This window comes from Micrococcus sp. 2A (assembly GCF_039519235.1).
In the GTDB taxonomy this organism is placed as follows: Bacteria; Actinomycetota; Actinomycetes; order Actinomycetales; family Micrococcaceae; genus Micrococcus.
The window spans coordinates 2,262,614-2,280,861 of record NZ_CP154351.1 but is presented as its reverse complement, the minus strand read 5'-3'; the positions used below and the strand labels follow the sequence as shown (position 1 = coordinate 2,280,861).

General features: G+C 72.0%; 19 protein-coding genes. 13 read left to right on the top strand and 6 right to left on the bottom strand.

The features are described from left to right. Positions 1-25 precede the first annotated feature (25 nt). On the bottom strand, positions 26-235 hold the full coding sequence (locus AAG742_RS10490; protein WP_006213359.1) for a heavy metal-associated domain-containing protein: 210 nt from the start codon (positions 233-235) through the stop codon (positions 26-28). Between the two features lie 625 nt (positions 236-860). Between AAG742_RS10490 and AAG742_RS10485 the strand changes: the two genes are divergently transcribed. Then, positions 861-1,217: a hypothetical protein gene (locus AAG742_RS10485; RefSeq protein ID WP_061873204.1), complete on the top strand. Its 357-nt coding sequence runs from the start codon at positions 861-863 to the stop codon at positions 1,215-1,217. Positions 1,218-1,235: 18 nt separating this feature from the next. Here the strand turns inward: AAG742_RS10485 and AAG742_RS10480 are convergent, their stop codons facing one another. Further along, positions 1,236-1,964 carry an SUMF1/EgtB/PvdO family nonheme iron enzyme gene (locus tag AAG742_RS10480; RefSeq protein ID WP_223246359.1) on the bottom strand — a complete coding sequence of 243 codons (729 nt, stop codon included), beginning with the start codon at positions 1,962-1,964 and terminating at the stop codon, positions 1,236-1,238. Between the two features lie 325 nt (positions 1,965-2,289). Between AAG742_RS10480 and AAG742_RS10475 the strand changes: the two genes are divergently transcribed. After that, positions 2,290-2,931, top strand: a complete 642-nt coding sequence (locus AAG742_RS10475) for a biotin transporter BioY (RefSeq protein ID WP_298712130.1) — start codon at positions 2,290-2,292, stop codon at positions 2,929-2,931. Between the two features lie 37 nt (positions 2,932-2,968). Here AAG742_RS10475 and AAG742_RS10470 read toward each other — a convergent pair whose 3' ends face one another. Then, positions 2,969-3,427 (bottom strand): hotdog domain-containing protein, encoded by a 459-nt coding sequence (locus AAG742_RS10470; RefSeq protein WP_298712132.1) that lies wholly within the window; start codon positions 3,425-3,427, stop codon positions 2,969-2,971. Positions 3,428-3,466: 39 nt separating this feature from the next. Here AAG742_RS10470 and AAG742_RS10465 point away from each other — a divergent pair, with 39 nt between their 5' ends. From AAG742_RS10465 to AAG742_RS10450, 4 genes are all read left to right on the top strand, one after another. Then, positions 3,467-4,243 (top strand): ABC transporter ATP-binding protein, encoded by a 777-nt coding sequence (locus tag AAG742_RS10465; protein ID WP_298712134.1) that lies wholly within the window; start codon positions 3,467-3,469, stop codon positions 4,241-4,243. After that, entirely contained in the window at positions 4,240-4,875 is a 636-nt protein-coding gene (locus tag AAG742_RS10460; RefSeq protein WP_298712136.1) for an energy-coupling factor transporter transmembrane component T, read from the top strand. The genes AAG742_RS10465 and AAG742_RS10460 overlap by 4 nt, the downstream gene beginning before the upstream one ends. A gap of 228 nt (positions 4,876-5,103) precedes the next feature. Next, the gene (locus AAG742_RS10455) at positions 5,104-5,487 is read left to right on the top strand and encodes a hypothetical protein (RefSeq protein ID WP_298712137.1); all 384 of its coding nucleotides are present in this window, start codon (positions 5,104-5,106) and stop codon (positions 5,485-5,487) included. Then, positions 5,471-6,118, top strand: coding sequence for a helix-turn-helix domain-containing protein (locus AAG742_RS10450; RefSeq protein ID WP_298712139.1), 648 nt, complete (start codon positions 5,471-5,473; stop codon positions 6,116-6,118). Before AAG742_RS10455 ends, AAG742_RS10450 begins: the two co-directional genes overlap by 17 nt. Positions 6,119-6,197: 79 nt before the next feature. Here AAG742_RS10450 and AAG742_RS10445 read toward each other — a convergent pair whose 3' ends face one another. Together AAG742_RS10445 and AAG742_RS10440 are read right to left on the bottom strand one after the other, a co-directional pair. Continuing rightward, positions 6,198-6,653: a luciferase family protein gene (locus AAG742_RS10445; protein ID WP_298712141.1), complete on the bottom strand. Its 456-nt coding sequence runs from the start codon at positions 6,651-6,653 to the stop codon at positions 6,198-6,200. Between the two features lie 76 nt (positions 6,654-6,729). Further along, a complete protein-coding gene (locus AAG742_RS10440; RefSeq protein ID WP_248117285.1) occupies positions 6,730-7,353 on the bottom strand; it encodes a TetR/AcrR family transcriptional regulator in 624 nt (207 codons plus the stop codon). A 111-nt stretch (positions 7,354-7,464) separates the two neighbouring features. Between AAG742_RS10440 and AAG742_RS10435 the strand changes: the two genes are divergently transcribed. The 7 genes from AAG742_RS10435 (at position 7,465) to AAG742_RS10405 (ending at position 17,714) form a co-directional block, all read left to right on the top strand. Then, positions 7,465-9,168, top strand: a complete 1,704-nt coding sequence (locus tag AAG742_RS10435; RefSeq protein WP_298712143.1) for a long-chain-fatty-acid--CoA ligase — start codon at positions 7,465-7,467, stop codon at positions 9,166-9,168. 94 nt (positions 9,169-9,262) lie between these two features. Continuing rightward, a complete protein-coding gene (locus AAG742_RS10430) occupies positions 9,263-10,477 on the top strand; it encodes an acetyl-CoA C-acetyltransferase (RefSeq protein WP_248117288.1) in 1,215 nt (404 codons plus the stop codon). Positions 10,478-10,526: 49 nt separating this feature from the next. After that, entirely contained in the window at positions 10,527-12,755 is a 2,229-nt protein-coding gene (locus AAG742_RS10425; RefSeq protein ID WP_298712145.1) for a 3-hydroxyacyl-CoA dehydrogenase NAD-binding domain-containing protein, read from the top strand. After that, the gene (locus tag AAG742_RS10420; protein WP_298712147.1) at positions 12,752-13,651 is read left to right on the top strand and encodes a CoA transferase; all 900 of its coding nucleotides are present in this window, start codon (positions 12,752-12,754) and stop codon (positions 13,649-13,651) included. The genes AAG742_RS10425 and AAG742_RS10420 overlap by 4 nt, the downstream gene beginning before the upstream one ends. Before the next feature lie 80 nt (positions 13,652-13,731). Next, positions 13,732-14,913, top strand: a complete 1,182-nt coding sequence (locus AAG742_RS10415) for an acyl-CoA dehydrogenase family protein (protein ID WP_248117293.1) — start codon at positions 13,732-13,734, stop codon at positions 14,911-14,913. 66 nt (positions 14,914-14,979) lie between these two features. Next, complete coding sequence (locus AAG742_RS10410; protein ID WP_282442737.1) at positions 14,980-16,536, top strand: long-chain fatty acid--CoA ligase; 1,557 nt, start codon at positions 14,980-14,982, stop codon at positions 16,534-16,536. A gap of 83 nt (positions 16,537-16,619) precedes the next feature. Continuing rightward, positions 16,620-17,714 (top strand): S66 peptidase family protein, encoded by a 1,095-nt coding sequence (locus AAG742_RS10405; RefSeq protein ID WP_298712149.1) that lies wholly within the window; start codon positions 16,620-16,622, stop codon positions 17,712-17,714. Here the strand turns inward: AAG742_RS10405 and AAG742_RS10400 are convergent. Continuing rightward, positions 17,705-18,076, bottom strand: a complete 372-nt coding sequence (locus AAG742_RS10400) for a hypothetical protein (RefSeq protein ID WP_343282136.1) — start codon at positions 18,074-18,076, stop codon at positions 17,705-17,707. The two genes, AAG742_RS10405 and AAG742_RS10400, sit on opposite strands and share 10 nt — an antisense overlap. Positions 18,077-18,248 lie beyond the last annotated feature (172 nt).

Below are 18,248 nucleotides of genomic sequence, written 5' to 3'. Positions count from 1 at the left end.
AGCGCGAGCCGTCCTCCGGCCTTCATCAGACGCGCACCGCCGAGTAGCCGGCCTCCTCGACCGCCGCGAGGACCTTGGCGTCGTCGATCTCGCCCTCGGCGGTGACGTTGAGCTTGCCGGTCTGCGCGCTGACTTGGATGTCCTGGACGCCGGGGATCTCGCTGACCTCCTCGCGGATCGACATCTCGCAGTGGCCGCAGGTCATGCCCGTCACCTGGTAATCGTTCGAAGCCATCAGGTGTCCTCCTTGTATGTCGGGTTGTACGTCGGGAGTACCCCTACCGGGTACGTGTACTAGTCAAACGTATACCCATGTCAGGTATTCCGCAAGGAGGGAGGCGATCGTGTGAGCTGCATTGCGCAAGTGCTGCAAACAATGGTTGGAGCGTCCGAGGTGTGCCTTGTGGTGCACCGATGCTGCGGGGCGATCCGCTGGGTTCTGGCGCTGCGCGTCGGAGAGTAGTGACCCCTCGGCTCATCAGAACCGTGGACTGCCTTGCCGCATCGACGAAGGCAGCGAAGACTGGTACGAAACCGACTCGCGCCCAGACCCGTCAGTGAGTGGGGTCAACGCTCGGGAAGCGCGGTGCCGGAGACCCCAGGCAGGGGTCTCTGACGGTGACCCTGGTGAAGGCGCGCGGGCGCAGCAGCACGGGGACAGTCAGTGGCCGGGCCGATCCCGTGGAGGACGTCGTCACCCTCGGGGTTGTCGAGATGCAGCAAAGACTGCACGCGACTCGCCGTGAACCGTTCGGAGAGGGGGCGGGATCCGGTGTGTGAGGGAGCCTGGCCGGACGCCCCTGCCGTGCTGGGGCGGGGAGCAGGCTGGGGTATCGAGTCGACAACTCTAGGCTGTCACCGTGACCACTGTTTTAGATCACCTCCGCGCTGATGACCGCGAGCACGTCGGGTACATCGAGATGACCGACGAAGGCCTCTTCATCCCCTACGACCTCCTGCGTCGGCGATGCGGTGAACCCATGGAGTCGACCGAGGCCGAAGAACTGCTTGACACCGTCGGTTTGCAGGCGTTGGGCGAACAGTGGCTGCTTCGCACCGAGGGTGACGCATGGGTGCCCGTGGGCATCCAGGAGTTCTCACGAGAGGCCGTCACAGTGGCGCCGCGGCTCGATGACAGGGCGGTGGCCAAGGCGCCGGATCTCACCGCGACGGTGATGTTGTCGTTGCCGACGGATCGGCTCCGTTCCGCCGAATGAGGCTGGGCGGTTCCCTTCTCAGGCGAAGATCTCCCGCAAGGGTGTCCACCCCACGGGAAGCGGCCCGCAGATGGCGGCTCGTTGCCTGTCTGCCTCATGGGACCAGCCCTGAGCTTGTCCCGGGCTGCCGACCAGACCCCGGGCCAGGCGGAGTCCCACGTCCTCCAGGACGGCGTCCGGGGCGCTGCCCCGGCGCACTGAGGCGCGCACGCTCCAGGGTTCATCCGCCCAGCCACCCCCGCGCAGACTGCGGTAGTCGCCGTAGCGGGCGGGATCGGCGTAGTCCCAGCACCATTCCCAGATGTTGCCGAGCATGTCGTGCAGACCGTGCGGGTTGGCTTTCTTCATGCCGACGGGCTGGGGGCCCTCAAGGTGGTCGAGGCTGGTCCAGGCGATGTCTTCAAGCGGCCCGTAGGTGGGCGAGGTCGTTCCGGCGCGGCAGGCGTACTCCCACTCGGCCTCGGTGGGCAATCGGTACCCGTCAGCGCTCGTGTTCCAGGTGACGGAGCGTCCGTCCCCAGCATGCGTGTAGGCCGGCTGCAGCTCTTCAGCATTGGATAGCTCGTTGCAGAGGTTGATGGTCTCGAACCATGTCAGAGGCGTGAGCGGGCGTCCGGTGCTCCGGTCACGGAGGGGGTGCACGGCCATCTCGAAGGGCTCCAGTTCCACATCCCGTGTGGTCCCGCGACGGGCGTCACGCAGGGTGATTTTTCCCGAAGACAGGGTGGCCATGGAGGGCTGGTTCATGGCGTCAGCGTCGCACACGGGCTGACTGGAGAACCACGAGCTGCACCCGGACAGGGTTCAACTGTCAATACCTAAGTGGCTCGTGGTCGTATGAAACATATTTGCGCGTTTGTGAAATCTTCGCTGCATCTCGACAGCGGGACTCAACTCAATCCGATATGAAACATACTTGCGCGTTTGTGAAATCTTCGCTGCATCTCGACAACCTCTTGGCCTGCAGCTCAAGGATCCGGCCCGGCCCGCTACACTCTTGAACACCGTTCAGGACGCGTCTCACGCGCCCCACGGCCCCCCGTCACCCGCACCACCCTGGAGGAGCCGCCCCATGGCCACCCCTGTCTCGTCCACGGCGCACACCGCCCGGGGCACCAGCCCCGCCGTCGCCCGCCCCACCCGCGGCTCCTCCGGCGGCGGCCTCGCCCGCATCGCCGTGCTGGCCGCGCTCATGGCGGTCCTCGGCATGGTCCCGCCGATCCCGGTGGCCGGCATCCCGGCGCCGATCATCGCCCAGAACATCGCCGTCATGCTGGCCGGCGTGATCCTCGGCCCGTGGCGCGGCGCGGCAGCCATGATCCTCTTCAACGCGCTCGTGGCGCTCGGCCTGCCCCTGCTCTCGGGTGGCCGCGGCGGCCTCGGCGTCATGGTCGGCCCGACGGCCGGATTCATCTGGGGCTGGATCCCCGCGGCGTTCGTCGTCGGCCTGATCTTCTGGGCCATGACCGGCCGCGCCCGCCGCGGCATCGGCACCGGCCGCGTGGGTGTCGCGGCGTTCGTCGCCAGCCTCATCGGCACCATGGGGGTGCTCTACGCCTGCGGCGCGCTGGGCTTCATCCTCATCGCCGGCACCGAGCCGGCCGCGGCGTTCGCCATGCTCCCGGCCTTCGTCCCCGGCGACCTCGTGAAGGTCGTCGTGACCGCGCTCCTCGCCGCCGGCCTCTGGAAGGCCTACCCGCGCGCGTTCCGCTGAGCGGGCGCCGGGCGTGCCCGGCGCCCGCGGCCCCGCCTCAGCGGTTCATGCCGTACGGCAGCCGGTCCCGGTCGAGCGTGATGTCGGTGTAGCCGTGCGGCTCGGGGCGGCCCTCCTCGTCGAGAGAGACGAACACGATCTTGTCGATCGTGAGGATCACCTCGCCGGTGATGATGTTGCGGACCTTGGCGCGCATGGTCAGCGAGGTGCGCCCGAACTCCACGGCGCGCAGGCCCATCTCGATCATGTCGCCCTGCTCCGCGGAGGAGCGGAAGTTGATCTCGGAGATCAGCTTCGTCACGGAGCGCGGGTTGCCGAGCTGGATGATGGCGTAGATCGCGGCCTCCTCGTCGATCCAGCGCAGCAGCGATCCGCCGAAGAGCGTTCCGTTGGCGTTCAGGTCCTCAGGTTTGACCCACTTACGGGTGCGGTAGGTGACGTCGTCGGAGTGCGCGGCATGGTCGGCGGAGGGGGTGGCGGCGTCAGTGGTGTCCATTCGCCCACGTTAGGGCGTGGGAGGAGTCAGGAGAAGAGCATGCGGCAGATGACACGGCACTCGGCCGGCGCTCCGGAGCGCGTCCTCGCCCTGGACGGCGTCCGTGCCGAGGCGGACGGGCCCGACGGCGTCGTCACGCTCCTCGAGGACGTGACGCTCACGCTCCGCGCCCCGCGCGTCGCCGTGGTGGGGGAGAACGGATCCGGCAAGTCCACGCTGGCCCGGGCGATCGCGGGCCTGGCCGACGTCGCGGCGGGGGAGGTCACCGTGCACGGCGTGGACGCCGTCCGGGACGTGAAGGGGCTGCGGCGCACCGTGGGCATGGTGTTCGCCAATCCGGCCGCGCAGGCCATCATGCCGACCGTCCGCGAGGACGTGGAGCTCACCGTGAAGTCCCTGCGGCACGACGACGGCGCCCGCCTCGGCAGGGCTGAGGTCACCGCGCGCGTGGACGCGGCGCTGGCCGAGCACCGGCTCGCCGAGATCGCGGACCGGCCCTGCCTCGCGCTCTCGAGCGGCCAGGCGCAGCGGCTTGCGATGTGCTCCGTGATGGCGGCGTCGCCGTCGCTGGTGATCGCGGACGAGCCGACCTCCCTGCTCGACGGCCGGCACCGGCGGATCATCGCCGAGCGCCTGCTCGCGGCACGGGACTTCCAGCTGCTGCTCGTCACCCATGACCTCGAGCTGGCCCGCCGGTGCGACGAGGCCGTGTGGATCCACGACGGCCGCGTGCGTGAGGTCGGCCCGGCCGGGGACGTGATCGGCGCGTACGAGGCCTTCCTCGACGAGGCCGTGGCCGCGGAGTTCGGCGCGTGATCTCGCTCTACGTCGCCGGCGACTCGCCCCTGCACCGCTGCCCGGCCGGCCTCAAGGTCGCGCTGCTCGCGGTGTGGGTCCTGGGGCTCACGCTCCTGCCGCCGACCGTGTGGACGGCGGGCGCCGCCGTCGTCGGGGCCGGGCTGGCCTACACCGTGGGCTTCGGCGCGCGCCGCGGGCTGGGGATGCTCGGTCGCGATCTGCGCGGGCTCTGGATCTTCTACGCGTTCCTCTTCGCCGCGCAGTGGATCTTCGGGGACCTCCTCTCCGCCGCCCTCATGGTGACCCGCGTGCTCGGCGTGGTGCTGACGGCGCAGATCCTCACCCGCACCACGCGGATCGCGGACATGGTGGGGGTGGCCGAGGCCGCGCTGGGGCCTGTGAACCGCATTCCGTGGCTCGGCCCGAAGCTCGCGCGGGCGGGGTTCCGGCCGGAGCGCGTGGGGCTGGCGATGGGCCTGGTGCTCAGCTCGATCGGTCACCTGCGCGGGTTGGCCGAGCAGGTGCGCCACGCGCAGGCCAGCCGCGGCGTGAGGATGGCCCCGTGGGCGTGGATCCTGCCGCTGCTGGTGCTCTCCCTCAAGCACGCCGACGACGTCGGGGATGCGCTCGCGGCCCGCGGGGTGGAGTAGGGGCGCGCCAGCCTGGTCGCAACACGCCGTGTCGAACTTCGGCAGACGGCGTGTTGCGACCACTCTGGGAGGAGGTCGGCGAGTCCGGCGAGTCCGGCGAGTCCGGGGAGTTCGGCGAGTCCGGCGAGTCCGGCGAGTCAGGCGTCTGGCGCGGATGGGCTCGGTGCGCCAGGCCCGATGTGTCAGCACGGCATTGACACGTGCGTTCCCGTGCTCGAGGCTGAATCCATGAGCAAGTCCCTGATCTCCTCCGCGGTCGTCGTCCTCCTGATCCTCCTCGTCACCGTGCTGACGGACGCCAGCACATGGCTTGTGGGCCTGATCTCCGGCCTGGTCTGCCTCGTCGGCGCGTGGTGTGCCCCCCTGTTCCAGTCCGGCAGTCCCTACGGTGGCACCCTCTTCGGCGGCTGGCAGTCCCGGTGGGACGGCCCGAAGGCGGTGCAGCTCCTCGTGGCGGGGGCGGCGGTCGCCGTGAGCCTCCTGCTGGACCTGTTCGACGGCGGGGTGCCCGCGATCATCGGCATCATCGCGGCGTGCCTCGTCGGTGCGCTCGTCCCGGTGCCGGGCAACGGCGCGGATGGGGCATCATCGGAGGATGCCCGACCCGCATGACCTGATCGCCGCAGCGCTGCGTGACCAGGCCGCCGCCGAGCGCCGTCTGCACGCCGCCGTCCAGGCCGCGCGGTCGGACGGGTGGAGCTGGGCGCAGGTCGCCGAGGCGCTCGGCGTCACGCGTCAGGCCGCCCACCGTCGCTTCCACTCCGCGCCCGCCCTGGCCGACGACGACGTCGGCACGGGCCCCGGCCGCGGCTGCCGCACCTCCCCGGGTGACCCGTGGGCCGAGGCCCGCGCCACCGCGATGGGGGCCGTGGCCGCGTGGCTGCGCGGCGACGTCGCGGCCGTCCACGCGCACATGACCAGCACCGCGCGCGCGGGCCTGCCGCAGTCCGCGCTGCGCCGGGTCATGCTCGAGGTGGAGGACCTCGCCGGCCCCCTGGGGGACGCGCGGGTCACGGGCGTGCACGACCTCGCGGGCGAGCTGCTGAGTGCGGCCGGGTCGCTGGACGACGCATCGGCACCCGGCGGCGAGGTCCGCGCGGGGCGGCGCCGGGCTGTCGTCGTGCGCGGTGTGGTGTCCGGGGAGGACACGGACCCCGTGGTGCACGTGCTCATCGGTCCGAGGGGCCGCGTGTCCGGACTGAGCGTCCGGATCTCCGACGAGCTCGAGCAGTGGCCCCTGTGATGCACTGGCAGCAGAGGCAGGCGCACCTCGCTGAGCATCGACGCCGCCGTCCGGGAGGGCGCGGAACGGGGTGAGCCGGTCAGGCGCCCCGCGCGAACGCCAGCGCCTCCTCCACGATCCCGACGACGACGGCCAGCTCCACCTCGTCCCGCGGCCCGTAGACCATGAACTCCGTGCCGTGGCCGGCGTACTGATGCGGCTCCGCCCAGCCGAGCTCCACGAGCCGCCTTCCGCGCTCGGCCGGAAGCACGAGGTGCACGGAGGTGTCGGCCACGCCGTGCAGGTGCACCGGCTCGAGGCGACGGCCGGGGGCGAGGTTCGTCTCGGGTGCCCGCTCCACGTCGATGTCGGCGAGGAACACCCCGCGCGACGACGCCGGCGAGACCTGGCTGTGGCCCTCGACCACGCCGTCGAGCGCGAACACGCGGGCCGTCAGCTCACCCCGCAGTGCCGGCGAGGCCCGCTGGTCGAGCTGGCGGTGGGGTCCGTCGTCGGAGGTGGTGGGGCGGACGCCGGGCCGCGGGGTGCTGATCATGCGGTCAGGCTACGCGGCCTCTCGGGCGCTCCTCAGTTCGGAGGCCGCTCCGCACGCGCAGCGGGAGGCATCCGCCTCAGCGTGCGTCCTGATCCCGGGCGGCGTCGACGACGACGCGCACGGCCGGCATCGCGGCGTCGGCGGACGCCCCCTCCAGCGTGCCGCCGAGCCGCTCCCACACCCGTTCGGCCGCGGGGATCACCACGAACAGCGTGACCTGCCGGACCACTGTGGTGAACACCGAGGCGCGCAGCCCGCGGCGAGGGTCCAGGCCGCGGTCGATCAGCTGGCGCGTCTGCTCCACGGAGAGGTCCACCAGCCGGTCCAGGAGGCTCTCGCCCGAGGCGCGCGGCGCCGTGAGGGCCTGCGCCAGGTAGCCGCCGATGAGGGGGCGTTCACGGAGCAGCTCCTGGAACGCCGCGTCGCGGGCCGCGGAGATCTCGAGCGGCGTGCCCTCCAGGGGGACCGCCTCGAGGGTCGCGCGGACGAGGTCGATGATGTCGTCGTCCACCGCGCGGGTCAGGCCGTCCTTGCTGCCGAAGTGGTGCCGGACAAGCCCGGGCGCCACGCCCGCGTTCTTGCCGACGTCCCGGACGCTCGTCGCGTGCTCGCCCCGCTCCGCGTACAGCTCGAGGGCGCTCAGGCGGAGGCGGGCGGCGGAGGAGAGGTCCTCGCGGGTGAGGGGTCTGGCCGTGTTCACCGCGCAAGGCTAGCGGATCGAGGAGGGTGTTGTGCGATCGTGCAATGAATGATTCACTGATGCCAGAACGTGTGACGACGAGCACGCACGCCACGGATCGTGAGGATCACCATGAACGCCACTCCCGCCACCTCACCCGTCATGGGAACCGCCTCCACCATGGGCGACGTCGAGCAGCTGACGACGACGCGCCTCATCCGGGACGCGGCCCGCACCTACCGGGACCAGGAGATCGTCCACCGGACCCTCGCCGGCGAGTGGAAGGTCACAGACTATGCGACCTCCTGGGGCCGGACGCAGCGCGTGGCCGCCGGCCTCGCGGCGCAGGGCATCGGCCCGGGCGACCGCGTCGGCCTGCTCCTCTGGAACGACCTGCGGCACTTCGAGTGCTACTTCGCCGTGCCGTTGACGGGCGCCACCATGGTCCAGCTCAACCTCCGCCTCGCCCCGCAGGACCTGGCCTACGTCATCCGGCACAGCGGCGCCCGCACGCTGATCGTGGACGCCACGCTCCTGCCGCTGGCCGAGGGGCTGGCCCCGCACCTGCCGGAGGGCACCCGGTGGATCGTGGCCTCGGACGGCGATCTCCCTGAGGCCTGGGCCGGCCGGGCGGACGCGGTCTCGTACGAGGACCTGGTGGCCGGGCACGAGCCGATCGAGGACGCCCCGGACATGGACGAGCGGTCCGCCTCCGGCGCGTGCTACACCACGGGGACCACCGGTCGGCCCAAGGGCGTGTACTACTCGCACCGGTCCACGTGGCTGCACTCCTTTGCGGTGGCCGTGAGCACCGGCATGACCATGGACGACACCGTCATGCTCCTGACCCCCATGTTCCACGCCCAGTGCTGGGGCCTGCCCTACGCGGCTGTGGCGGTCGGCGCCCGCATCGTGCTGCCGGGCCGCTTCACGCTGCAGGACACCCCCCTGCTGACGGACGCGCTGGTGGAGCACGGCGTCACCCTGGCTCCGGCCGCTCCGGCCATCCTGCTGCCGATGCTCCATCACCTCGAGCAGATGGCGCAGACGCCGCACCTGCCCGGCCTCCGGTTCCTCTGCGGCGCCTCGGAGCCCCCCGTGGCCCTGATGCAGGGCTTCGACCGCCTCATGGGGGCCGAGATCATCCACGCCTACGGGGCCACGGAGACCTCGCCCATCGTGTCGGTGAACCGCCTGCGCCCGGCCCTCAAGGCGGGTCTGACCGAGGACGAGCAGTGGGACCTGAAGCGGTACCAGGGCCTCGTCGTCACCGGCGTCGACGTCAAGATCGTGGACCCCCTGGGCCAGCCGCTGCCGCCCGGCGAGCAGAACGTCGGTGAGATCCGGGTCCGCGGTCCGTGGGTCACCAGCTCCTACGGGGACGATCCCGAGGCCACGGAGAAGGGCTTCGACGACGAGGGCTACTGGCGCTCCGGCGATGTCGGCTACCTCTCCGAGGACGGCTACCTGAAGGTCTCCGACCGGATGAAGGACGTCATCAAGTCCGGCGGCGAGTGGATCTCCACCATCGACCTGGAGAACCACATGCTCACGGTCCCCGGTGTGTCCGAGGCCGCCGTCGTCGGTGTCCCCCACCCCAAGTGGCAGGAGCGCCCCCTCGCCCTCGCGGTGCGCGCCCCCGGCGCCGACGTCACCGAGGATCAGGTCAAGGACGCCCTCCGCGCCCGCTTCGCCTCCTGGCAGGTGCCCGACCGCGTCCTTTTCGTGGACGAGCTGGACCGCACCTCCGTGGGCAAGCTGGACAAGAAGCGCCTCCGGCAGGCCTACGCCGACGCGCTCGCCGAGGGCGACGGCCCGTCCGCGCCGCAGGGCTGACGCGCGGCCCCGGCGGCCCCGCCGAGACCGCCCCAGACCCGCAGACCCCCCGAACATCCGAACCCACTGACCCCCCACACCGAAGGAGATCCCCGTGACCCGGGACGCCTACCTCTTCGACGCCGTCCGCACCCCCCGCGGACTCGGCAAGCCCACCGGCTCCCTCCACGAGGTCAAGCCGATCGATCTCCTGGGCGGCCTCTTCGACGCGCTCCGCGAGCGCCACCCCGAGTGGGACCCCGCCACCGTCGAGGACGTCGTGCTCGGCGTCGTCAGCCCGGTGGGGGACCAGGGCGCGGACATCGCCCGCGTGGCCGCCCTCAAGGCCGGCATGCCGGAGAACGTGGCCGGCGTGCAGCTCAACCGCTTCTGCGGCTCCGGCCTCGAGGCCGTCAACCAGGCGGCGGCCCGCATCCGCTCCGGCTGGGAGGAGATGCTGATCGCCGGCGGCGTGGAGTCCATGTCCCGCGTCCCCATGGGCTCCGACGGCGGCGCGTGGGCCACGGACCCGGCCACCGCGCTGGCGCTGCACTTCGTGCCGCAGGGCATCTCGGCGGACCTCATCGCCACCCGCCAGGGCTTCACCCGGGAGGACCTGGACCGCTTCGCCGTCCAGAGCCACCACCGCGCCGCCCAGGCGTGGGCCGAGGGCCGCTTCGACAAGTCCGTCATCCCCGTGAAGGACATCAACGGGCTGACCGTCCTGGACCGGGACGAGACCATCCGACCGAACTCCTCGCTCGAGATCCTGGCCGGGCTGAAGCCCTCCTTCGCCGCGATGGGGGAGCAGGCCGGCTTCGACGCCGTCGCGCTCGACCGCTACACGGACGTGGACCAGATCCACCACGTCCACCACCCGGGCAACGCCTCCGGCATCGTGGACGGCGCCGCGCTGACCCTCGTGGGCAGCGAGGAGTCGGGCCGCCGTGCCGGCCTGACGCCGCGCGCCCGCATCGTCTCTGCCGCCGTCGTCGGCTCCGAGCCCACCATCATGCTCACCGGTCCGACGCCGGCCTGCCGCAAGGCCCTCGACGTCGCCGGGATGACCGCGGGCGACATCGACCTCGTGGAGATCAACGAGGCGTTCGCGGCCGTGCCCCTCCAGCTGATGCGGGACCTGGGCTGGAGCGAGGAGCAGACCAACGTCAACGGCGGCGCGATCGCCATGGGCCACCCGCTCGGCGCCACCGGCGCCATGATCCTGGGCACCCTGGTGGACGAGCTCGAGCGCCGCGACCTGCAGACCGGCATCGCCACCCTCTGCATCGGCGCAGGCATGGGCGTCGCCACCATCGTCGAGCGCGTCTGAGCGCCTCCGACCCCGAGTTCCGCCCGACGGCAGAGAGAGCACAGCAGCCATGACTGAGAACATGATCACCTGGGACCAGGACGCCGACGGCGTCGTCACCCTGACCATGGATGACCCCAACGCCAAGGTCAACACCATGAACGACCTCTGGCGGGACTCCATGGAGGCCACCGTGGAGCGGCTCGAGCAGGAGCGCGAGTCGATCGCCGGCGTCATCCTCACCAGCGCGAAGAGCACCTTCTTCGCCGGCGGCAACCTGGACCAGCTGGGCCCCACCGGCCCGGACGAGGCCGCGGACGTCTTCGCGATGACCGAGCACGTGAAGTCCGTCCTGCGCCGACTCGAGAAGCTCGGCCGGCCCGTGGTCGCCGCCATCAACGGCGCCGCCCTCGGCGGCGGCCTGGAGATCGCCCTCGCGTGCCACCGCCGCGTGGCCGTGGACGACGCCCGCATCAAGGTAGGCCTGCCCGAGGTCACCCTCGGCCTGCTCCCCGGCGGCGGCGGCATCACGCGCCTCGTGCGGATGCTGGGCCTGGAGAAGGCCCTGATGGACTGGCTGCTCCAGGGCACCCAGTACCGCCCCGCGCAGGCGAAGGAGAAGGGCGTCATCGACGAGCTCGTCTCCTCGCAGGACGAGCTGCTGCCCGCGGCGCGGCGCTGGATCCTCGAGCAGGGGGCCGCGGCGGCGAAGGCCCAGGAGGGCGGCCCGGAGGAGACCGACGAGGCGCTCGGCGCCCCCTCCTACGCCGTCAAGCCGTGGGACCAGAAGGGCTTCCGCCTGCCCGGCGGCTCCCCGCAGCAGCCGGCGATGGCCTCCCGCCTGCCCGCGTTCCCCGCCACGCTGCACAAGACGCTGCACGGCGCGGACCTGCCGGCGCCGAAGGCGATCCTCGCCGCGGCCGTCGAGGGCGCGCAGGTGGACTTCGACACCGCCCTGCGGATCGAGACCCGCTACTTCGTGAGCCTCGTGACCGGCCGGGTCTCCACGGCGATGGTGCAGGCGTTCCACACGGACATGGGCGACATCCGCTCCGGCGCGGCCCTCGGCGAGCGCGCCACGGAGCGCCACACCGTCGGCTCCGTGGCCGTGCTCGGCGCGGGCATGATGGGCGCCGGGATCGCCCACGCCCTCGCCGTCAACGGCATCGAGGCGGTCCTCAAGGACGTCTCGGTGGAGAACGCCGAGCGCGGCAAGTCCCACTGCGCGGACCTGCTGGGCAAGGCCGTGGCCAAGGGCCGGATGGACCAGGCCGCCGCGGACGAGGTGCTGGGCCGCATCCGCACCACGGAGGACTACGCGGACCTCGCCGGCGTGGACGCCGTCATCGAGGCCGTCTTCGAGGACTTCGAGCTCAAGACGGGCGTGTTCGCGGAGGTCGAGAAGGTGGTGGGGAAGGACACGCTGCTGTGCAGCAACACCTCCACCCTCCCGATCACGCTGCTGCAGGAGCCGCGGGAGCGCGCCGCCGACGTCATCGGCCTGCACTTCTTCTCCCCCGTGGACCGCATGCAGCTCGTGGAGATCATCCGTGGCGAGCAGACCTCCCAGGAGGCCGTGGAGCGCGCATACGACCTGGTCCAGCAGATCCACAAGGTCCCGATCCTCGTGAACGACGGCCGCGGCTTCTACACCTCCCGCGTGTTCGGCACCCTCGTGCTGGAGGCCGCCGCCATGGTGGAGGAGGGCGTGGACCCGCAGCGCGTCGAGCGCGCCGCGCGCCAGGCCGGCTTCCCGGGTGCGCCGCTGGCCATGCTGGACGAGGTCTCGCTGACCCTCACGCAGCACGTGCGCCGAGAGGAGGAGAAGGCCGCCTCGGCCGCCGGCACCGAGCGCGTCGTGCAGCCGGGCGAGCAAATCGTGGACCGCATGGTGGAGGAGTTCGAGCGCCCTGGCCGTGCCCGCGGGGCCGGTTTCTACGAGTACCCGGCCGAGGGCCCCAAGCACCTGTGGCCCGGTCTGCGTGAGCACTTCACCTCGGACGTGGACGTGCCGGAGCAGGATCTCCAGGACCGCTTCCTCTACCGCATGGCGATCGAGACGGCCGGCTGCTTCGAGGACGGCGTCCTGACCGACACCGCGTCCGCGAACATCGGCGGCGTCCTGGGCATCGGCTACCCGCCGCACACCGGCGGCCCGGCCACGTTCATGACCAACCGTGAGAACGGGCTGGCGGACTTCGTGGCGCGCGCGGACGAGCTCGCAGAGGCCTACGGCGAGCGCTTCCGCCCGTCCGAGTGGCTGCGCGCGCGCGCCGCCTCGGGGAAGGGCCTCGTATGAGCGCGCAGGACACCGTCTCGCAGACCGCCGCCGGGGGCGCCGCCGTCGCCTCCGGCCCCCTGGTCGGCGTGCGCGTGGTGACGATCGCCCTGAACCTGCCCGGGCCCGTCGCAGCGGCCCGCCTGCAGGAGCTGGGCGCCGACGTCGTCACCGTGCTCCCGCCCGGCGGGGACCCCGTGGCCACGCTGGTGCCCGCCCTCCACGAGGAGCTGCATCGCGCCCAGCAGGTGCGCACCGTGGACATGAAGTCCCCGGACGGGGCCGCCGAGATGGAGCGGATCCTCGCCGCGGCGGACGTGTTCCTCACGTCCCACCGCTCGGGGGCCCTGCGCCGCCTCGGCCTGGACGCCGACGCCGTCCGCGCCCGTCACCCGCGGATCTGCCAGGTGGACGTCACGGGCTTCGCCGGGGACCGGACGGACGTCCCCGGTCATGACATCAACTACCAGGCCGAGGCGGGCCTGCTGGAGCCGGGGCCGCCGCCTCGGATCCTGGCGGCGGACCTGCACGGGGCCGAGCGCGCCGTCTCCGCGGCCCTGGCCCTCCTGTGGGCCCGCGGCGCGGACGGGGCGGGCGGGCACGCCGTCGTGGCACTGGCCGACGCCGCCCACGCCCTGGCCCTGCCGAACCGTCACCGCATGACGGACCGCCGCAGCCCCCTGGGCGGGGCCTCGCCCCACTACGGCGTGTACCCGGCCGCCGACGGCCATGTGGCCGTCGGCGCGCTCGAGCCGCACTTCGCGGCCGCGCTCCTCGAGGGCCTCGGGCTGGACCCGGACGGGGACGTCCGCGCTCAGCTCGCGGGCGCCCTCCTGGAGCACGACGCCGCCCACTGGCAGGCCTGGGGCGAGGAGCGGGGCATCCCGCTGACCGCCCTCGCCGCGGCGACCGCCTGAGCCGCTCATCCGACACCCCGCGCCCACCCCGGCGCTGCGCCCCCTGACGCAGACACCCCCTGATCCCGAGGAGAACCCCCATGACCGCCGCTGACACCCGGAGCCGTCCGCTGATCGACGTCGACGTCCTCGAGTACCACCGCCTCCTGACGCCCGAGCAGCAGGAGAAGCTCGCGGAGATCCGCGCCGCCCTGGCCGAGATCGTCACCCCGCATGTGGCGGAGGCCTGGAGCCGGGACGAGTTCCCGCACGAGATCGCCCGCCAGGTGGGCGAGCTCGGCTTCAACCACCTGAACGGCATGACCACCGACCCGCTGTTCCGCGGCTGCCTGATGGCCGAGCTGTCCCGCGCGGACATCTCCCTCAGCGTCTACTTCGCCCTGCACAACGACCTCGTGGGCGCGACCCTGGAGCACCTGGGCTCCGAGGAGCAGAAGCAGAAGTGGCTCCCGGGGCTCTACGCCATGGAGTACACCGGCTGCTTCGGGCTGACCGAGCCGGAGCACGGCTCCGACGTCGCCGGCGGCATGGCGACCACCGCCCGCCGCGAGGGCGACGAGTGGGTGATCAACGGGGCCAAGCGCTGGATCGGCAACGGCACCATGTCCCGGATCGCGATCGTGTGGGCCCGCGACGAGGCGGACGACCAGGTCAAGGGCTTCATCGTGGAGACCGACCGCCCGGGCTACAGCGCCACCAAGATCGAGCACAAGACCGCCGTGAAGATCGTGCAGAACGCGGACATCACCTTCACGGACGTGCGGATCCCGGCGGAGAACAAGCTGGAGAAGGCGAACTCGTTCGCGGACACCAACGTGATCCTCCTCGGCTCCCGCAACGGGCTGGGCTGGCAGGCCGTGGGCGCGCAGCAGGCCGTCCTGGACATCGCCCGGAACTACGCCCTGGAGCGCACGCAGTTCGGCCGTCCGATCGCCGCCCACCAGCTCGTGCAGTCCCTGCTCGTGCAGATCGCCGGCAACCTGGCCGCCACGCTCGGCATGGCCCACCGCGCCGTCCAGCTCGAGGCCGAGGGCGAGGTGTCCATGACCCAGGCCTCCCTGGTGAAGCTCAAGACCTCGCAGATGTGCCGCGAGTCGGCCGCTCTGGGGCGTCAGCTGATGGGCGGCAACGGCATCCTCGCGGACCGCGGTCTCGGCCGCTTCTTCTGCGACGTCGAGGCGATCTTCACGTACGAGGGCACCTACGAGGTCAACTCGCTGATCGTGGGCCGCGGGCTCACCGGCCACTCCGCCTTCCTCTGACCCGACCCGTCCCGACGAGCACCAGGAGCCACCGTGACGACCTCCGACACCCCTGAGACCTCCGCCATGACCCTCGACGCCGCCGGCCGGCCCACCGAGCGGCGCGGCCACGTCGCCGAGCTGCTCGCCGCCACGGTGGCCCGCCAGCCGGACACCGTCGCCCTGCTGATCGGCGACGCCCGCATGAGCTACCGCGAACTGGACCAGGCCACGGCCGTCACGGCCGGCTGGCTGCGCGCCCGCGGCGTGCAGGCCGGGGACCGGGTGGCCGTCATGCTGCCGAACGTCCCGACGTTCGTGGCCGTCTACGAGGCGCTCATGCGCCTGGGCGCGGTGATGGTGCCGCTCAACCCGCTGTTCACCGCCCGAGAGCTGGAGTACTTCCTCGAGGACTCCGGGGCGCGCATGCTCTGGGCCATGCCCGGGCTGCCGGCCGTGGACGAGGTGGCCGGGAACGTCGACGTCGAGGTGGTCACCCTGGACCTCGAAGCGGTCGGGCGGGAGTGCGCCGTCGAGGGCATCGCCCCGGTCACGGAGATCACCCCGCGGGACCCCGACGACGACGCCGTGCTGCTCTACACGTCCGGCACCACGGGACGGCCCAAGGGCGCGCGGCTGACGCACACGAACCTGCGTTCCAACGCCATGGCGACGGCGACCGGCCTGGGCCGGCTCGGCCCGGACGACGTCGTGTTCGCGGCGCTGCCGATGTTCCACGTGTTCGGGCTCTCGGTGGTGCTCAACGGCGCGGTGTTCGCCGGGTCCACGCTGTCCCTGATGCCGCGGTTCGAGCCGGCGGCCGCCTACGACCAGCTGCAGGACCACGGCGTCACGTTCCTGCCCGGCGTGCCCACCATGCACGGGGCGTTCCTCGCCGTGGCCCGGGCCCGCCGTGAGGCCGGGGCCGAGCCGGCGGACTTCTCCCGGCTGCGCATGCCCCTCTCCGGCGGTGCGAGCCTGCCGGTGGAGACGCTGCACGCGGCGGAGAAGCTGTACGGCGTGTCCGTGTTCGAGGGCTACGGGCTGTCCGAGAACGCGGGCGCGTGCTTCTTCAACCCCGTGGACGCGCCGACCCGTCCGGGCACCGTGGGCCGGCCGGTGGACGGCTTCGAGTTCCGGATCGTCGCGATGGACGGCACCGAGGTGCCCGAGGAGGACCTCGCGACCTCCGGTGAGCTGCGCATCCGGGGCGAGGGCATCATGGCCGGCTACTGGGGCCGCCCGGAGGACACGGAGGCGGCGTTCGACGAGGACGGCTGGTTCCGCACCGGGGACATCGCCCGCCGGGACGAGGCCGGGTACGTGATGATCGTGGACCGGCTCAAGGACGTGATCATCCGCGGTGGTATGAACGTGTATCCGCGCGAGGTGGAGGAGGTCCTCTACGAGCACCCGGACGTGGTCGAGGCCGCCGTGGTGGGTGTGCCGGACGAGCGGCTGGGCGAGGAGATCGCCGCCTTCGTCTCGCTGGCCCCGGGCAGCGCCGTCACGGGGGAGGAACTCCAGGCGTTCGCGGCCGAGCGGCTGGCCCGCTACAAGCAGCCGCGGGAGGTGACCATCCTGGACGGGCTGCCGAAGAACGCCACGGGCAAGATCCTGCGCCGCGAGCTGCGTCAGGGGTGAGGGGCGCCGGGCGGTCCGGGCGCAGGTCGTCTGGTCTGAGCGAGAGAAACGACGGACAGGTGGCCTCTCGCTACGCTCCCGGTATGACTCAGCCGCTCGTCCACCCGCCCAAGGCCCAGCCGGGCGACAGGATCGCCGTCGTCTCGCCGTCGTTCGCGGCTCCCGGCTTCGCGCCCGCGGTGCACGAGCAGGCGATGCGCCGCCTGGCCGAGGTGACCGGCCTGGTGCCGGTCGAGTACCCCACCACCCGGCAGCTCGGGGCGAGTCCCGAGAGCCGGGCGCGGGACCTGAACGCGGCGTTCGCGGACCCACAGATCCGGGCGGTGATCGCCACGGTCGGCGGGGAGGACCAGATCACCGTGATCGGCCACCTGGACGCGGACGCAGTGCGCGCGGACCCCAAGCCGTTCCTCGGCTACAGCGACAACACCAACCTCCACCAGTGGCTGTGGACGAACGGCGTGGCGAGCTTCTACGGCGGCTCCACCCAGGTGCACCTGGGGCCGGGACCGACTGTGGACGAGGTGCACGCCGCGTCCCTGCGGGCCGCCCTGCTGACGGGAGGGCGGCTGGAGATCACGGAGCCGGGGGAGTCGGAGGACCATGGCGTCGACTGGCTGGACCCGCGGGCGCTCACCGAGTTCGGGACGCGCGAGCCGGTGCCGGGCCCGCACGACGACGGCGCGCGCGGCGTCGGTGAGGGCGCCTCACCGTGGCGCTGGGCCGGGCCTCGGCGCGCGGTGACCGGCCGGACATGGGGCGGCTGCCTCGAGGTGCTGCCGTGGGTGATGGCGGCCGGCCGCGGGCCTGCGGACATGGCGGCGCTCGAGGGTGGTGTGCTGCTCATCGAGACCAGCGAGGAGCTGCCGAGCGCCGGCGAGGTGCGGCGGCTGCTGCGGATCCTGGGGGAGGGCGGCGTGCTCGGCGCCGTGGACGCCGTGCTGGCGGCCCGCCCTCCGACGAGCTCCTTCGAGGTGCCGCGCGGTGCGGAGGAGCGGGCGCGGCTGCGCGCCGACCAGGCGGACGTGGTGGTCGAGGAGGTCGGCAGCTACAACCCGGACGCGGTGGTGTGCGTGGGCGTCCCGTTCGGCCACACACGGCCGCAGTGGGTGCTGCCGCACGGCGGCGTGATGACCGTCGACGGGGTCGAGCGGCGGGTGTGGGCGGACTACTCGTGAGGCCAGGGGACGAGGGCCGCATCTCCAAACGACTGCTCGACCAGGGAGCGGAGGTCGTGCGCCAGGCTTAACACGAGCGCCGGATCTGACCTGTAGAGCTGGACAAGGGCGAGGTCCTGCGCTGCCCCCTGCTTGAGACCGTGCTCTCCGCCGGAGTAGTGCCAGATGAGGTTGGACACCTTCATCTTGACGGCATTCGGGTTTCGAAAGTTGTCCGGCAGACTGATTCCTGGATGGAAGGGACCCTGAGCGAGCAGGCGAGACAGGCCGACGACTGCGGGCGTCCCCTTGCTCGGGTTGGTCCACTCCAGGTCGTGAGCAAGCCCGAGGGCGATCAGAGTCTCCCCCGCGGTCCAGGGCATTGTGGCCATCGTCCTTGTCCTTCCATAGGTCTCAATGCTGCGGCCATCCTCTGACATGCGAGGTCCCCGTGGGAGAGGCACCAGCGTGCGCTGCCTGTGAACACTGCGCCCTCCAGGCTGCCCAGACGGCAGAATCGCGCTAAGCTGCAGTGTGCCGCGCGCGCTTCCCACG

Excerpts from the sequence above, each read along its gene's own strand:
- AAG742_RS10450 (WP_298712139.1), top strand. The coding sequence starts at position 5,471 with ATGCCCGACCCGCATGACCTGATCGCCGCAGCGCTGCGTGACCAGGCC.
- AAG742_RS10405 (WP_298712149.1), top strand. The coding sequence starts at position 16,620 with ATGACTCAGCCGCTCGTCCACCCGCCCAAGGCCCAGCCGGGCGACAGG.
- AAG742_RS10410 (WP_282442737.1), top strand. The coding sequence starts at position 14,980 with ATGACCCTCGACGCCGCCGGCCGGCCCACCGAGCGGCGCGGCCACGTC.
- AAG742_RS10400 (WP_343282136.1), bottom strand. The coding sequence starts at position 18,076 with ATGCCCTGGACCGCGGGGGAGACTCTGATCGCCCTCGGGCTTGCTCAC.
- AAG742_RS10480 (WP_223246359.1), bottom strand. The coding sequence starts at position 1,964 with ATGAACCAGCCCTCCATGGCCACCCTGTCTTCGGGAAAAATCACCCTG.
- AAG742_RS10445 (WP_298712141.1), bottom strand. The coding sequence starts at position 6,653 with ATGATCAGCACCCCGCGGCCCGGCGTCCGCCCCACCACCTCCGACGAC.
- AAG742_RS10420 (WP_298712147.1), top strand. The coding sequence starts at position 12,752 with ATGAGCGCGCAGGACACCGTCTCGCAGACCGCCGCCGGGGGCGCCGCC.
- AAG742_RS10470 (WP_298712132.1), bottom strand. The coding sequence starts at position 3,427 with ATGGACACCACTGACGCCGCCACCCCCTCCGCCGACCATGCCGCGCAC.
- AAG742_RS10490 (WP_006213359.1), bottom strand. The coding sequence starts at position 235 with ATGGCTTCGAACGATTACCAGGTGACGGGCATGACCTGCGGCCACTGC.
- AAG742_RS10465 (WP_298712134.1), top strand. The coding sequence starts at position 3,467 with ATGCGGCAGATGACACGGCACTCGGCCGGCGCTCCGGAGCGCGTCCTC.
- AAG742_RS10475 (WP_298712130.1), top strand. The coding sequence starts at position 2,290 with ATGGCCACCCCTGTCTCGTCCACGGCGCACACCGCCCGGGGCACCAGC.
- AAG742_RS10415 (WP_248117293.1), top strand. The coding sequence starts at position 13,732 with ATGACCGCCGCTGACACCCGGAGCCGTCCGCTGATCGACGTCGACGTC.
- AAG742_RS10425 (WP_298712145.1), top strand. The coding sequence starts at position 10,527 with ATGACTGAGAACATGATCACCTGGGACCAGGACGCCGACGGCGTCGTC.
- AAG742_RS10435 (WP_298712143.1), top strand. The coding sequence starts at position 7,465 with ATGAACGCCACTCCCGCCACCTCACCCGTCATGGGAACCGCCTCCACC.
- AAG742_RS10455 (WP_298712137.1), top strand. The coding sequence starts at position 5,104 with ATGAGCAAGTCCCTGATCTCCTCCGCGGTCGTCGTCCTCCTGATCCTC.